Annotated in this window: 11 protein-coding genes and 1 pseudogene; 9 read left to right on the top strand and 3 right to left on the bottom strand. The window is 46.5% G+C overall.

Annotated elements, in window-relative coordinates; all coding sequences use genetic code 11:
• Positions 1-117: 117 nt before the first annotated feature.
• The 3 genes from PJF56_RS07385 to metH all read right to left on the bottom strand — a co-directional run bounded on the left by PJF56_RS07385 (position 118) and on the right by metH (position 4238).
• The gene (locus tag PJF56_RS07385; RefSeq protein WP_283762008.1) at positions 118-345 is read right to left on the bottom strand and encodes a hypothetical protein; all 228 of its coding nucleotides are present in this window, start codon (positions 343-345) and stop codon (positions 118-120) included.
• Positions 342-584: a DUF2281 domain-containing protein gene (locus PJF56_RS07380; RefSeq protein WP_283762007.1), complete on the bottom strand. Its 243-nt coding sequence runs from the start codon at positions 582-584 to the stop codon at positions 342-344. The genes PJF56_RS07385 and PJF56_RS07380 overlap by 4 nt, the downstream gene beginning before the upstream one ends.
• Positions 585-692: 108 nt before the next feature.
• Positions 693-4238 (bottom strand): methionine synthase, encoded by a 3546-nt coding sequence (gene metH / locus PJF56_RS07375; protein ID WP_347179476.1) that lies wholly within the window; start codon positions 4236-4238, stop codon positions 693-695.
• 189 nt (positions 4239-4427) lie between these two features.
• Here metH and PJF56_RS07370 point away from each other — a divergent pair, with 189 nt between their 5' ends.
• From PJF56_RS07370 to PJF56_RS07330, 9 genes and pseudogenes are all read left to right on the top strand, one after another.
• Positions 4428-5258: a PP2C family protein-serine/threonine phosphatase gene (locus tag PJF56_RS07370; protein WP_283762005.1), complete on the top strand. Its 831-nt coding sequence runs from the start codon at positions 4428-4430 to the stop codon at positions 5256-5258.
• A gap of 57 nt (positions 5259-5315) precedes the next feature.
• Positions 5316-6518 carry an FHA domain-containing serine/threonine-protein kinase gene (locus PJF56_RS07365; RefSeq protein ID WP_283762004.1) on the top strand — a complete coding sequence of 401 codons (1203 nt, stop codon included), beginning with the start codon at positions 5316-5318 and terminating at the stop codon, positions 6516-6518.
• 588 nt (positions 6519-7106) lie between these two features.
• The gene (locus PJF56_RS07360; RefSeq protein WP_283762003.1) at positions 7107-7913 is read left to right on the top strand and encodes a VWA domain-containing protein; all 807 of its coding nucleotides are present in this window, start codon (positions 7107-7109) and stop codon (positions 7911-7913) included.
• A 224-nt stretch (positions 7914-8137) separates the two neighbouring features.
• Positions 8138-8392 (top strand): CopG family transcriptional regulator, encoded by a 255-nt coding sequence (locus tag PJF56_RS07355; protein ID WP_283762002.1) that lies wholly within the window; start codon positions 8138-8140, stop codon positions 8390-8392.
• A 362-nt stretch (positions 8393-8754) separates the two neighbouring features.
• Positions 8755-10581: a bifunctional serine/threonine-protein kinase/formylglycine-generating enzyme family protein gene (locus PJF56_RS07350; RefSeq protein WP_283762001.1), complete on the top strand. Its 1827-nt coding sequence runs from the start codon at positions 8755-8757 to the stop codon at positions 10579-10581.
• Positions 10582-10919: 338 nt separating this feature from the next.
• A complete protein-coding gene (locus tag PJF56_RS07345) occupies positions 10920-12668 on the top strand; it encodes a mechanosensitive ion channel family protein (RefSeq protein WP_283762000.1) in 1749 nt (582 codons plus the stop codon).
• A 24-nt stretch (positions 12669-12692) separates the two neighbouring features.
• A complete protein-coding gene (locus tag PJF56_RS07340; RefSeq protein ID WP_283761999.1) occupies positions 12693-14063 on the top strand; it encodes an aldehyde dehydrogenase in 1371 nt (456 codons plus the stop codon).
• A gap of 7 nt (positions 14064-14070) precedes the next feature.
• Entirely contained in the window at positions 14071-14781 is a 711-nt protein-coding gene (locus PJF56_RS07335) for a DUF4033 domain-containing protein (RefSeq protein WP_283761998.1), read from the top strand.
• A gap of 44 nt (positions 14782-14825) precedes the next feature.
• Positions 14826-15116, top strand: a pseudogene (locus PJF56_RS07330) (Uma2 family endonuclease); the annotation flags it as partial.

The following is a 15116-nucleotide window of genomic DNA, read 5'->3' as shown; positions in this document are numbered from 1 at the left end:
GGTCTTTCCTATCCCTCACTTATCTTTGGGGTTCCCACGATTAATTTCCTTGATTAATCGTGCTTGTCTTGCTCTCTTTCCTCTCTCTCTTGACCCTGATTTCTTATTTTCCTCTGCCTAGAGTGACAAAAGAGGGGTATGTCCTTGTTGGATTAAGTTTAAGATTGTTGCTTGTCCTTGATGAATTCTGCGGGCCAGAAAACAGGCTTCTGCGATCGCAGCTTCGTTGGTCATAACGGGGGCCGTGATGCTTGAGAATTGGGTAACTGCCCAAGTATGAAATTTATCTTTTGGCAAGAGAAAAGCGATTAAAGCTCCCGTATCTAGAATAACTTTCGTACTCATTGACCCAATTCTTCTAAATATTGGGGATTGTGGGACAAATCCTCTAAGTCACTATCGAGATAACCCATGAATTCTTTAGCAGCTTCTGCAAATGACACTTGAGAATTGTCTAGGGTTTTAGGTGTTTTTTGCTGCTGGCTAGATTGGTATTCTAAGAATTCTATGAATTCAATCACCTTTTGCCATTGCTCAGGGGGTAGTTGTTGGATTTTTTGGATGGCTGTTTCTAGGGTAGGCATGGTTCTGGATGAGACATTTTGTAGATACTGTCTTGGATGTCAAGGGGCGGGTTTCAAACCCGCCCCTACAATAGACTATTTTATTGCCCCAATCTAGATTAAGGTAGCTTATGGGCTGAAGTATTTGGAGACGGGATGGTGGGTGATAATGGCGCTGGTGGATTGTTCGGGATAGATTTGTTCGCTCTCGTCCATATGCATATTAATGCGATCGCTCCCCAGCAGCTCCAATTGCTTATACTGGTCTTCCATATTCGGACATGCAGGATAGCCGAAACTATAGCGGGAACCGTGATAGCGCTGTTTGAACATATCGCGCACATTATCCGGTTCTTCATCCCCAAAGCCTAATTCGCGGCGAATTTTGGCGTGCAACCATTCCGCCATTGCTTCGGCAGTTTGCACGGCCATACCATGGAAATAAAGATAATCCGTATAGCGATCGCCTGCAAACAACTTCTGCGCGTATTCCGTCGCCACTTCCCCCACCGTCACCGCGTGCATCGGGAACACATCCATCACCCCGCTCTCCTTCGGTGCAAAGAAATCTGCAATACACAGGCGACGGGAGCGTTTTTGGCGCGGAAACTCAAAGGTATGTCGCACCGTTTTCGCCATTCCCCCCTTCATTTCCTCGGCATCATAAACAAAGACAGTATTGCCTTCCGACTGGGCTGGAAAATAGCCATAAATCGCTTGGGGCTTCAAGATGTTTTCCGTTAAAATCTTCTCTTTCCATTCGTCTAAAATCGGATAGACTGTCTCTTGCAAAAACTCGTCGTATTCTTCGCGAGATTTATCCTTGGGTTTGCGGAACTGCCATTGCCCCACAAACAGAGCTTGCAAATCTAAATACCAGAAAACCTCTTCTAACGGAATATCTTCCGGTTGCAAAATTTGATTGCCCCAGAAAGGAGGAGTGGGACGGGGAATATCAATTTCTACAGCTTCCGAGCGCCGGGTATCAATCACCTCTGGTTCTGAGGGTTTGGACTTCGTTCCCGTCTCTTCTGCCGTTTCCTCGACTGCAACCTGGCCGTTTCCATTATTATCGGCTTCATCCAAAAAGCCTTGGAAATCATCCCAATTATTTGCTGCTTTGGCGGGCATCAATTTATCCATAAATGTCAAGTCAGAAAAAGCATCTTTTCCGTAAATCACTTGACCTTTATAGGCATTCTGGCAATCCTGATAGACAAACTTCGGTGTTAGAGCGGCTCCCCCTAAAATCACGGGAACCGTAATCCCTTGCTCGTTAAACACTTGCAAATTATCCTTCATAAATGCCGTCGATTTCACCAGCAAGCCACTCATGGCGATACAGTCGGCGTTATGCTCCCGATAGGCATCAATAATGTTATCCACAGGTTGTTTAATGCCCAGGTTCACGACTTTGTAACCGTTATTGGAGAGAATGATATCGACTAAATTTTTACCGATATCATGGACATCTCCTTTCACTGTGGCAATCACAAAGATTCCTTTGGCATTGTTGCCCGATTCTGATTTTTCCATCATCGGTTCTAGGAAAGCTACCGCCGCTTTCATGGTTTCGGCTGATTGTAGAACGAAGGGCAGTTGCATCTGTCCGGAACCGAATAACTCTCCGACCACTTTCATGCCATCGAGCAGGAAAACGTTGATAATTTCTAGGGGCGGATATTGTTCTAAGGCCTTTTTCAAGGAGTCTTCTAAACCAATACGCTCGCCGTCGATAATATGGTTTTTCAGCCGCTCTTCAATGGGCAGGTTTGCATCACCAGAGCGATCGCGCTTCGCTTTTTTGCCTTCAAACAGCTTAGTCAGTTCAGCGAGGGGATCGTAGGTGCAAACATCGCCATCAAATTCCCGTTGATCGTAGATCAGTTTGCGACAGACTTCTTGATGTTCGGGTTCGATTTTTGCCAGGGGTAGAATCTTGTTGGCGCTGACAATGGCGCTATCTAATCCCACTTGCATGGCTTCGTGCAAGAACATGGAGTTGAGAACAATTCGCGCTGCTGCATTTAAGCCGAAGGAAATATTGGAAACACCGAGTAAAATATGACATCCTGGCAATTCTTCGCGAATGCGGCGAATCGATTCGATGGTTGCTTTTCCGTTGGCTCGGTCTTCTTCAATTCCAGTAGAAATAGGGAGAGCTAGTGTATCAAAAAATATTTCATGGGCGGGGATGCCGTACTCAATGGCTTGATTATAAGCCCGTTTAGCAATGGCAAACTTTTTATCAGCCGTTCGCGCCATGCCATCCTCATCAATGGTTCCGACGACCACCCCAGCGCCGTATTTTTTCGCCAGGTCTAAGACTTTCAAAAAGCGGGGTTCTCCATCTTCATAGTTGGTGGAATTGAGGATACATTTTCCGCCTACGACTTTTAACCCGGCTTCCATTTTTTCCCACTCGGTGGAATCTAACATTAAGGGCAGGGTCATGTTGTTGACCAAACGGGAGGCGAGTTCGTTCATATCTCGCACTCCATCCCGGCCCACATAATCGACGTTTACATCTAAAATATGGGCCCCTTCTTTGACTTGGGCTTTACCTAGAGAAACTAAGCCATCCCAGTCTTCTTTGTTGAGGAGGTTGCGGCATTTTTTGGAGCCACTGGCGTTGAGTCTCTCGCCGACAATGAGGAAGGAATTATCTTGGTCGTAGGGTTGGGCGCTATAAATGGAAGCGGCTGAGGGTTCAAAGACGGGATGGCGTTCTTTGGGTTTGAGGGTAGCGCCAATTTCGGCTAATTGTTGAATATGATCGGGACGGGTTCCGCAACATCCGCCAATGATTTGCACGCCCCAATCTTCGACAAACCGATTGAGGGCCATGCGTAATTCCATGGGGGTGAGTTTGTAATGGGCATGACCGCCAACGTTTTCGGGTAATCCGGCGTTGGGAATACAGGAGACAATGAAGGGGGAATGCTCGCAGAGGTATTTAATATGCTCGGCCATGCGATCGGGGCCGGTGGCACAGTTTAAGCCTAATATGTCAATGTTGTAGGGTTCGAGAATGGTTAGAGCTGCGCTAATTTCGGAACCGACGAGCATGGTTCCCATGATTTCCATGGTGATGGATACCATGATGGGGCGGCGTTCTCCTTTGCGTTCAAAGACGGTTTCTACGGCGTTTAAGGCGGCTTTTATTTGTAGAACGTCTTGACAAGTTTCAATAATAAAGAGGTCTACGTCCCCGTCATATAATCCTTCGGCTTGTTCGATAAAGGCGGCTTCTAGGGTATCAAAATCAATATGGCCTAAGGTGGGTAGTTTGGTGGTTGGCCCCATGGAACCGGCGACAAATCGGGGTTTTTCTGGGGTGGAAAATTCGGCGGTGATGCTTTTGGCGAGTTCTGCGGCGGCTTTGTTGAGTTCGTAGGCTTGGTCGGCTAGGTCATATTCGGCGAGGACGATGGAGGCTGCGCCAAAGGTGTCGGTTTCAATGACATCACATCCGGCACTGAGGAAATCACGGTGAACTTTGGCGATCGCCTCTGGTTTGGTTTTGATTAAGTATTCATTACATCCTTCATATTCCGGGCCGCCAAAGTCCTCTGCGGTTAAATTCTGGACTTGGAGGTTGGTTCCCATCGCGCCATCGAATACGATGACGGGACGTTCTGGACTCTGTAGACGGTTCAGGAAGGCACTATTCATGGGAACGGTTTCGACAAGGTTAACAAGCATATTTCTTTATTGTACCGTACCGGCGATCGGGGAATAGGCTTCAGAGCTACAAAACCGGTTTCTTCCCTGTCCCATGAAAGGCTGGGGGCAGGTCTACAATTGTTATGTGATCACCCAATTACCAATTACCAATTACCAATTACCAATTACCAATTACCAATGATGAACGATCGCCAATTCTATGTCATTCGCTCGGAAGTCAACCAACGACCCAATAATGAAGATAGTTTTTTAGCTCTGGAGTTGAACCCCCCCAATAGCCCCCATCCCCTGTGGGTTCTAGCGGTGGCTGATGGCATGGGAGGCCATGCCAGGGGAGAGGATGTCAGTCGGGAAGCCCTACGCAGGTTGGGGGTGTCTCTATTTGAACAGCTTTGTCTGACTCCAGCTCTGAATCAGGAGAAGATGGATAGTCTGCGGATGGAAACCCTGGGTCTGGCGCTTCAGGAAGCCCTAGAGCAAGCCAATGATTTTGTGCGCCGGATGGCGAAGGCAAACCGGTGGGGGAAAGCGGGAACTACGGTGGTGGCGGTGTTGATTTGGGGACAGCGAGCGGTAGCCACAGCGATCGGCGATAGTCCCTTGTTTCATTATCGCCGGGGCGATCGCACCGTAAAGCAACTCAGCCTCGATCATACCGTGGCGGCTGCTTTGGTGCGCGGGGGCATGATTACGCCAGAAATGGGCCGGTATCATGAGGGACGCAATCAGTTAGAATTTTATCTCGGTCGGGAGATACTGCCGGGAGATCCACTGATAGAGATTGCCTTAGAACCCGGCGATCGCCTCCTCCTCTGCACGGATGGCATTAGTAGCCCGATTGACAGCTTACAATTGCTCTCTTGTTTAACCATTGCCTCCCTTCCTGAATCCGCCCAAGCCTTAATTGACACCGCGCAAAAAGCAGGATCGACGGATAATCAGACGCTGATTATCTGGCAATCTGGCGATTCAGAGATCTCGAAAGCAACTGTACAACAGACCCATTAAAAATTTAATCATTGTTCATTGTTCATTGTTCATTGTTCATTAAAAAAGAGGTGAATTATGGCGGATACTTTAGCCGTGACAGTGGGTGGAATTATTCCCGTTGAGATTAGTGGAATTCAGAAAGTTGAGTTACTGGAATTGTTAGGGGTAGGGGGCTTTGGTTCCGTTTGGAAAGTTAAAGATTGTGCCAGTAATACCCTCTATGTTCTCAAGATTATTATGGGCTTAAAAGAAGGCAGCATTATGGTAGAACGGGTGCGGTTAGAAGCCTCAGTAAAAATCCCTTCGCCCCATATTGTGCCAGTGGTGGGGTTGCGAGAGTGGGATAGTCATACCTTTTTAATTTTGTTTGCCTATTCTCCCGGCAAATCCTTAGATCAATTCATTACCGAGGCAGGACTAACCGCCCGACAAAAAAGAACGATCTTTGCCGATATTCTCAAAGGCGTAAGCGCCGCTCACAACCATAATATTATCCATCGAGACTTAAAGCCTGCTAATATTTTAATCGAATCCGATGGCAAAGTCAAGATTATTGACTTCGGAATTTCTAAGTTTCGGGGTAAGGATATTACCGCCACTGGGGAATTTTTAGGAACCCCCCACTATGCCGCTCCAGAATTATTAGTCTATGGCTCCAATGTAGCCGATGCTCGCGTAGATATTTATGCCCTGGGCCATTTATTATATGAGTTATCCATGGGGGAACATTTTTGGCAGCATAAGGGCTGGAATAAATTAGAGGATTTTGTCAATTATGTGAACAAGCATCCGGGATTGGTGGACGGGATTGAGTTACATGATTTTGGCTGTGCCTTTCATCCCGAAGCGAAGAACATTTTAGCCAAAATGATTAAAATCGACCCCGAACAGCGCTATCAATCAGTAGATAACATTTTAGAAAATTGGGGCTATTCAGTAGAAAATCCAGAATTGCCTTCGGGACTCAACTTTGAGTATCCCTTGTTAATTGTCGAGTCGATTAGTAATCGGGATGCGCGGACATTTGTTAATATTCAGCCAGGAAAGACGCTAGTTTTAGGGCGAACGGAAATTGCCGGAGCCGATAGCAGTATCAGCCGCCAACATTTAGAGTTTTCGCGCCAAAGCAACACCTATTTTGTCCGGGATAAAGGCAGTAAAAATGGGACGCTTTTGCGGGGGAAACAATTGGGAGAAATTCGCCAACAATTGCGCCATGGCGATCGGTTGAAAGTGGGTGATGTTTTTCTGCACTTCTGTTTTAGTAGGAGTCGCTGATTTGCCCTCATCCCCTAGGGGTTTCATTAAACTATGATCTGGTATTTAAAGGCTATCAGGAGTGCGAGCATCTTGCTCGCTGCCTTTCTCTATCAGAAATGCGAGCATCTTGCTCGCTGCCTTTCTCTATCAGGAATGCGAGCATCTTGCTCGCTGCCTTTCTCTATCAGGAATGCGAGCATCTTGCTCGCTGCCTTTCTCTATCAGGAGTGCGAGCATCTTGCTCGCTGCCTTTCTCTATCAGAAATGCGAGCATCTTGCTCGCTGCCTTTCTCTATCAGGAGTGCGAGCATCTTGCTCGCTGCCTTTCTCTATCAGGAGTGCGAGCATCTTGCTCGCTGCCTTTCTCTATCAGGAGTGCGAGCATCTTGCTCGCTGCCTTTCTCTATCAGGAATGCGAGCATCTTGCTCGCTGCCTTTCTCTAGCGAGCGAGACGTTTTTCCTGCGGACACGCTACGCTACGCACTCTTTCCATTCTAAATTTATCTGCGTCTTAAAACCCCTACAAGACAAGCTCCCAAAGGACAGGGATATAGGGAGAGGGTTTATGCTACAATAAACTAACGTCTTGCTGCGAGGATCAACTCATGAAACGATGCGATGGATGTGGGGCATCCAATGAAGATAAAGCCAAATTTTGTCAGGAATGTGGGCGAGCATTTGCGGGAGCATCTTCTCCTAGTGCCACAGTTAGCAAAACCGTAGAATCTACACCGCCAAAAACCACGGCTACTACCCTTAATTTAGCAGCAAGTTTAATGACGAGAGCGCAGCAACTCGACCAAAAACGCAAAGCCGATATTCTATTTGTTCTCGACTGCACCGGGAGCATGGGAGGGGAGATTGAAGGGATTAAAGAAACGATTAGTGAATTTGCCGATTTAATTGCATCGGAAGGGGTACGGGTGCGCGTGGGGTTGGTGGCATTTCGAGATAGACTGATTCGGGAAGATCATCGGGTGTTGACGTTTGAGGGAGAGGTATTTACCCAGAATCCAAAACTATTCCGCGAACAAGTGTCTAAACTGAGCGCAACTGGAGGGGGAGATGCACCGGAAAGTAGTTTAGATGCGCTGATGTTAGCCCTGAATCAACCTTTTGACACAGAAGGAAATAAGGTGATTGTCTTAATCACCGATGCGCCGCCCCATATTCCCGATTTGGAAACCCAGAGTATGGAGCAAGTGGTGGCGAAGATTCAAGCCGTGGGGATACAACAATGTTATTTGGTGATTCGTACCCAAGATCCCCAAAGTCAAGTTTATTTGAAATTATTAGAAGGCGTGCGGGGGATGGCGTTTGAGTTGGGAGAAGGGGATGACTTCCGCCAGCGTGCGGAGAATTTTAAGCGCACGTTGCGGGCGTTGGGTAAGACGATTTCGGAGACGGTTTAATGAACAATTAACAATTAACAATTAACAATGAACAATGAACAATGAACAATGAACAATGAACAATTAACAATTAACAATTAACAATGTGCGATTAATGCCCAAGCTCAAGCAATCGTGACATTTAACACTCAGGATTTTTTGCCTGCTGCCCAATTATTTGGAATAGAAGTGGTAAAACCTGGAAGTTTAGTTCAGTCCCTAAAATTACAGGAGGAAGTTGGCGAATGAATAGTTATCTTCTACAGTTACCCGACGAATTATTGAATGAAATTAAACATTTGGCTGAAGAAAACCAAGTCTCACTCGATCGCTGGCTATTAAGTGCTATCACTGAAAAAATAGAAGCCCACAGGACGGTTCACCTGCTGGAGAGGTATGCCAAACAAGCTGATTATAGCCGTTTTGACCAAATTTTAGATAAAATTCCTAATGCGGAACCTCTCCCTGGAGATGAGTTATCAATGAACAATGAACAATGAACAATTAACAATTAACAATTAACAATTAACAATTAACAATTAATTCTGTAGGGGCGGGTTTATCCAACCTCTAGAACACAAACCGAGCGACTTCCTCAACCCGCCCCACCCCCGCAAACGGTTGGGGGCAGGTTTACAAAAGTTATGGGTGGGAATTGGGGGATATGGACAAACCTGCCCCTACGGACATTTTTAATTTTTAATCTTTAATTGACCCATGCGAAACCCGCCCCACCCCCGCAAACGGTTGGGGGCAGGTTTACAAAAGTTATGGGTGGGAATTGGAGAACATGGACAAACCTGCCCCTACAAGAGGAACAACCAGGTAGAATAGAAACCGTGACCACCAGGAATCGAACATCATGCGCTGCTTGAACTGTCATACCGATGGACTGCCCCTGAATACGGAAACTTGCCCCAACTGTGGCGTGCATATTCCCTCCCTGCACCGGAACTTGTTAAAGCCGGGGACAAGGTTGAAGGGAGGAGAGTATGAGATAGATTATGGACTCGGACAAGGGGGGTTTGGCATCACCTACCGGGGAATTCATACTCGGTTGGAGAAAGTTGTGGCGATTAAGGAATATTTTCCTCAAGAACAGGTGGTACGGAATGGAGCCACGGGGAAAATTACGGTTCCGCGGACGCAGGAGGAGGAGTTTCAGCGAGGAAAAGCGCGATTTTTCAAGGAAGCAAAAACCCTCGCCCAAATCAATGATGCCAATGTGGTGAGAATTGATGACTTCTTTGAGGAGGGGGATACGGCGTATTTGGTGATGGAGCTGATTCAAGGAAATAGCCTGAAGCAAATTTTAGGGCAAAAGCGGTTATCGGCGAATGAAATCGAGCGGGTGATGGCGCAGGTGGTGGCAGGGTTAGGGGCAGTGCATGAAAAAAAGGTCTATCATCTGGACTTGAAGCCCGATAATCTGATGGTGACGGCTGATGGAGTGGTGAAGCTCATTGATTTTGGGGCAGCGAAACAGGTGTTGGCGACGGTGACGCGCAAAAGTACCCGGCTGTTTACGGAAGGCTACACTGCACCGGAAGTGATGGGGGATGGGGCAATTGGGGCGTTTAGCGATATTTTTGAGTTGGGGATGATTTTGCATGAGATGGTAGCGGGAGAGTTGCCCCCATCTGCTATTTCCCGGTTGCTGGTGAATAAGGGTTGGCAACCGAAGGATATCCCGGAGCCTTGGTTGGGGTTGTTGAAAAGTGCCCTGCCGATGGAGCCGACGGAGAGAGCGCAGGATGTGCGTCGGTGGTGGCAGAGTGGCAGCAAGAGGGGAGGCAAAAGTCGGGTTGTTAGGGAAACTCCTGCTGCGGGAAAAGAGAAGTTAGAGGTATTTCGGTTTGAAGTGCTGACAGTCAACCGACGGGGAAAAATTGTGAAGCGGGAAAATGGGGAAGCGCAGTATTTCCGGGAAGATTTGGGGGAAGGGATATTTTTAGATATGGTGGCGATTCCGGGGGGAACATTCCTCATGGGTTCGCCACCGGAGGAAAAGGGACGACGAGATAGTGAAAGTCCCCAGCATTCAGTGACGGTGGAGCCGTTTTATATGGGAAAATTTGAAGTGACGCAGGCGCAATGGCGCAGGGTAGCGTCGTTTCCCCAGGTGAAGCGTGCCCTAGAGTCGAATCCTTCTCATTTTAAGGGAGAAAGCTTGCCCGTAGAACGGGTTTCATGGTATGATTGCGAGGAATTCTGCGCTAGGCTGTCCCAATATACGGGAAATTCCTATCGTTTGCCCTCAGAGGCAGAGTGGGAATATGGCTGTCGCGCGGGAACCACGACCCCGTTTCATTTTGGCGAAACCCTGACTACGAATCTCGCTAATTTTAATGGGTCGAGTTCCACCTACGCCGATGAGCCGACAGGTGAATATCGTCGGAAAACTACCCCAGTAGGCAGTTTTCCACCCAATGGGTTTGGCTTGTATGATATGCATGGCAACCTGTGGGAGTGGTGCGGTGACCATTTGCATGATAATTATAATAACGCTCCTACTGATGGGAGTATATGGCTATCTAGCGATGAAGAAACTAGACGGCTGGTTCGTGGGGGTTCTTGGAACAACAATTCTGGAAATTGTCGCTCTCGGTATCGCAGCTCGCCTGCGGCGGACAATTGGTACTGGTTCTTCGGTTTTCGCGTGGTTTGTCCCTTGGCGATGACGACCTAGCCCTTTACTCTTTATTCCTTTTTTCCTCTACCCTGCTTTTCTTTTTTCTCTTCTCCCGCCGAAGGCGGAAAAATTTTTTGGGAAAAATCGGAGTCTATTCTTAATATATATGCGGACACATTCCCTGACTATAGATCCTAGGTTACCAGAGAAGGGGAAGAAAGTCAAGGCAATGAACCATTACAGCGCGAAGGGCTGTGATGGGGAGATGGGGGGAGCTTTTAGCTGTTCTAGTTATCGTTAAAAATATAGAAATGGTATCAGTGCCACTTGTGGAGACTCCTAAGGCTGGATTGATGGTTCAATAATAGGAGTGTGTAACTTCACTGCAAACCATCATGCAATTGTGCAAAGCTCTATTCAAGCGCTATGGTAGACTGATTGCCATTGGTATGGCGATCGCCATATTAACCCTATTCCTCCCTCCCCTTTCCCCTCCTGCATATCCCCAAATTCCTGAGATTCTTGGAGGAAGGCAAGCCTCGAAAGTCAGCTCGGACAGTTCCCAATTAGTCTATGATACGATTACCCTCAATGGACGCAAGCTCTTTGATGTTGCCACTCGTCCATCTCTAGCCCAACGAACGAGAAGACGCAGAACTCCTTTACAGCAGCGTATCGATCGCATTGAAAACAACCTCAAGCAAGTAATTACCACCGGATTTAACCCAGAAACCTTACAAATTACAGCCAAAGAATACGAAGGATATACTGTTCTCACGGCCTCCGATCCTCCCCAGCTTGAACCTATCCCGATTTTAGAGATTACAGAGACAGACAGCCAGTTGTATGGACAACCCATCTCGCGATTAACCCCTAATGCAATTGAGGGATTAAAACAAGTTTTAATTGAAGGCTATCAAGAACTACAGCCAGCCTATATTACTCGCCAGATCTGGATTTCTACCGGTATTTTTGTCCTGACTGTTTTAGGAAGTATAATTTTAATTTATATAGAAAAATCAATCAAATCTAGGTTCAAAAAAACGATCCAAAACCAGGAACCAGAAGCAACGCCAGAAGATCCCAATCCAGGAGATGGATTAGCGGCTCTAGATCGTCACCTCAACCAACAAGAACAAAAAGAAATCTTTCGGTTAAAAACTCAAGCGCTGCACTGGCTACAATTACTGCTTTGGCTAGGGTCTTTATCCTTGGTATTATGGCGTTTTCCCTTAACCCGTCCCTTCGGGAATTGGCTATTTGATTTACCCGTTTTACTGATCTTTTTTGTCCTTGCTACCCAGATCGCGATCGAAAGCTCATTTGTCGGTTTAAATCATCTCTCTAAAATCCTAATTGAACATCAATCAACCTCAGAGGAAGACTCCTATCGCATGTCCCTGCGCGTCAATAGCTTTGCTCCCATTGTCAAAGGAGCGATCGCCCTGTTTTTTTTCGGTTTGGGCACTCTATTAATTTTGAATACTTTGGGTATTCCTTTAGCCCCCATTTTAGGAGGTGCGGGAATTATTGGCTTTGCCCTTTCCTTCGGCTCCCAAGCCCTAATTAAAGATACTCTCAATGGCTGCTTAATTTTATTTGAAGACCAGTATGCGATCGGTGACTTTATTACGATTAATGAATACTTTGGTCAGGTTGAAACCCTAAATTTACGCATTACTAGCCTGCGGACAAGAGAAGGGCGCTTAATCACCATTCCCAATAGTGAAATTCGAGTGGTAGAAAACGCCTCTAAAGATTGGGCACGGAAAAAAATCTTGATTTATGTAGGGTATAAAACAGATGTAGATTATGCCTTAAAACTACTCGATGAACTAGCCCAAGAACTTTGGCAAGATCCGGATTGGAAGGAGCAAATTATTGAAGCTAAAGTGCGCGGTGTACATTCCATTGATGCGGGAGGGACTCAAATCGGAGTACGCTTTGAAACCAAACCCGGAATCTATCGCTATGTAATCCGAGAATATCTGCGTCGAGTCAAGAAAACCTTCGATCGCCAAGGTTTAGCATTGGGAATGCCACAACAAGGAATGATCTACCGAAGAGAATCAGAGATCGAGTCTTTCAATGATGACTCTATGTCCTGGAAATCTAAAAATGATCTAGAATATGAAGATTGGTAATTAGCAGTCTATAAAAAATAATCCATGTATACAAATTGTGAACAACTCATTGCCCAACAAAAAGCTTTTTTTCAATCAGGAAAATCTAGAGAATTAAAATTTAGAAAAGCCCAACTTCAAAAGCTTAGAGATATCATCGATCAAAATAAGTCAAAAATATTGGCTGGATTGAGAGAAGATTTAAATAAACCCGAATTAGAGGGATATTATGAATTTAATTCGATCGCCGAAATTGATTATGCCTTAAAGCACTTAAATCAATGGGCCAAAACCAGGCGTACTTTAACCCCCTTAGTTATGTGGCCTTCGATCGGCGAAATTCATCCAGAACCCTTGGGCGTGGTGCTGATTATCTCGGCTTGGAATTATCCGTTTAATTTAGCGATAACGCCCCTAGTGGGAGCAATTGCGGCCGGGAATTGTGCCGTGATTAAGCCTTCTGAAATTGCTCCGAACACTTCCCATGTTCTGGCAGAACTGATTGAGGAAAACTTTGATCCGAGTTATCTGGCAGTGGTGGAAGGAGACGCGCAAGTTAGCCAAGAACTCCTAGCCCAGAACTTCGATCATATTTTATTTACTGGTAGTGCCAGAGTGGGTAAAATAGTCATGGAAGTGGCAGCGAAAAACTTAACCCCTGTGACCTTAGAGTTAGGGGGAAAAAATCCCTGTATTGTCGATCGAGATTGTGATTTAAATTGTACTACTCGACGAATTATTTGGGGAAAATTTTTCAATGCGGGGCAAATTTGTATTGCTCCAGATTATTTGCTGGTGAATCGAAAGGTGAAAGACGATCTCATTCAAGCAATGCTGGCTGAAGTGAAAGCTTTCTATGGTGAAAACCCGGAAGAAAGTCCAGATTATGCCCGCATTGTGAATGACAAACAGTTTAACTATCTCCAGGGATTACTGCAAGAAGGGAATATTCTGTGTGGGGGGAAAACGAATCCCAAAACTCGCTATATTGCCCCGACTTTGATTGAGGGAGTAACCTGGGATTCCTTGGTGATGCAAGAGGAGATTTTTGGGCCAATTTTACCAATTTTAGAGTATAGTCAGATTGAGGAGGCGATCGCCGAAATTAATCAACGTCCCAAACCCCTCGCCCTCTATCTCTTCTCCAAACGTGCCCAGATTCAGCGCCAAGTGCTACAACAAGTCTCATCGGGAACTGTAGCTCTCAATGATACCGTTTTACAGTTCAATATTCCCCAACTGCCCTTTGGTGGAGTTGGACAAAGTGGCATGGGCGGCTATCATGGATTTGCCAGCTTTAAAACCTTTAGCCATTATAAAAGTGTTTTACGGCGCTGGTTTTGGCTGGATCTCAGCTTGCGATATCCCCCCTATGGCAACAAGCTCAAACTGTTGAAAAAACTCCTTAGATATTAACTGCATCATGACTGTGCCTGAACCTACCTCTTACCACGATAACCTGTGCGATCGCCTCTTTATTGCCCTCTTCACCCGCAAAATGGCGGCTGTCGTAGGTAAAGGTAGCTCAAAAACAGGCTATGAAGGCTTTGTTGATGTCTCCCAAAAAATTATGCAGGGTCGCAACGCCTTAGAGCAACAGCAACTGGTGAAAAAGGTCTTAAACTCCCTGATTCCCGCCCCCATTTTAAGCCTGGTGCGTACCTTCACCACCCCCAGCCAATGGGTATGTGAAGCCAATGCCTGGTTTGCGACGCTCCTATTTGAATGGTTAGTGGGCCCCTGTGAAACCAAAACCGTAGAAATCATTAGCGAAAATCATACGGCACGGCAACAAAACAGCGCCGTTCAGATTAAAAAATGCCGCTATTTAGAAAGCAGTGGTTGTGTCGGCATGTGCATCAATATGTGCAAACTGCCCACCCAAGACTTCTTTACCCAACAATTTGGCATTCCCTTAACCATGACTCCCAACTTTGAAGATTTCAGTTGTGAAATGGTATTTGGCCAGTATCCCCAACCCTTAGAACAAGAGGCAGCCTTCGAGCAACCCTGTTTAACGGAGCATTGTGCTATTTCTTCAGTGAAGCCTGAACCTTGCCCCCGCGTGCGCGATACAGCGCTTTCCGCTTCGCGGACATGTTCATGTCGGACGAAGTCCGAAAACGCGCAGTAATGTAATTGTTACAATACAAGCACCCAACAAGCAAATCCGTTACCATGTCTCCCACCGAAATTGCTTTCAAACGGGTTTCTCCTCCTTTTCCCGAAAAAGAAACCCTCCCCACCATGTACGATCTACCCAGTGAAGAAATAGGAGATTCTGGATTGCCTGACCTGTATCATGTGTGGCAAGCCGAACTCTGTAGCGCCACATTTCAGCCCCCAACCTATCCCCCCGAACAAATCCTCGTTGCCGGTGACTTAAACCTGTACTATGACCCCGAACATACCCTATGGTACAAGCGACCGGATTGGTATGCTGTCGTGGGAGTGCCTCACCTGTATGAC

Origin of the sequence: Roseofilum halophilum BLCC-M91, assembly GCF_030068445.1 — a bacterium.
GTDB classification, from domain to species: domain Bacteria; phylum Cyanobacteriota; class Cyanobacteriia; order Cyanobacteriales; family Desertifilaceae; genus Roseofilum; species Roseofilum halophilum.
The sequence above is the reverse complement of the archived record's forward strand: the minus strand, read 5'-3'. Positions and strand labels throughout refer to the sequence as shown.

Bases quoted from the DNA above. Each gene is read 5' to 3' on its own strand.
- PJF56_RS07385 (WP_283762008.1), bottom strand. From the start codon at position 345: ATGAGTACGAAAGTTATTCTAGATACGGGAGCTTTAATCGCTTTTCTC.
- PJF56_RS07380 (WP_283762007.1), bottom strand. From the start codon at position 584: ATGCCTACCCTAGAAACAGCCATCCAAAAAATCCAACAACTACCCCCT.
- metH (WP_347179476.1), bottom strand. From the start codon at position 4,238: ATGAATAGTGCCTTCCTGAACCGTCTACAGAGTCCAGAACGTCCCGTC.
- PJF56_RS07370 (WP_283762005.1), top strand. From the start codon at position 4,428: ATGATGAACGATCGCCAATTCTATGTCATTCGCTCGGAAGTCAACCAA.
- PJF56_RS07365 (WP_283762004.1), top strand. From the start codon at position 5,316: ATGGCGGATACTTTAGCCGTGACAGTGGGTGGAATTATTCCCGTTGAG.
- PJF56_RS07360 (WP_283762003.1), top strand. From the start codon at position 7,107: ATGAAACGATGCGATGGATGTGGGGCATCCAATGAAGATAAAGCCAAA.
- PJF56_RS07355 (WP_283762002.1), top strand. From the start codon at position 8,138: ATGAATAGTTATCTTCTACAGTTACCCGACGAATTATTGAATGAAATT.
- PJF56_RS07350 (WP_283762001.1), top strand. From the start codon at position 8,755: ATGCGCTGCTTGAACTGTCATACCGATGGACTGCCCCTGAATACGGAA.
- PJF56_RS07345 (WP_283762000.1), top strand. From the start codon at position 10,920: ATGCAATTGTGCAAAGCTCTATTCAAGCGCTATGGTAGACTGATTGCC.
- PJF56_RS07340 (WP_283761999.1), top strand. From the start codon at position 12,693: ATGTATACAAATTGTGAACAACTCATTGCCCAACAAAAAGCTTTTTTT.
- PJF56_RS07335 (WP_283761998.1), top strand. From the start codon at position 14,071: ATGACTGTGCCTGAACCTACCTCTTACCACGATAACCTGTGCGATCGC.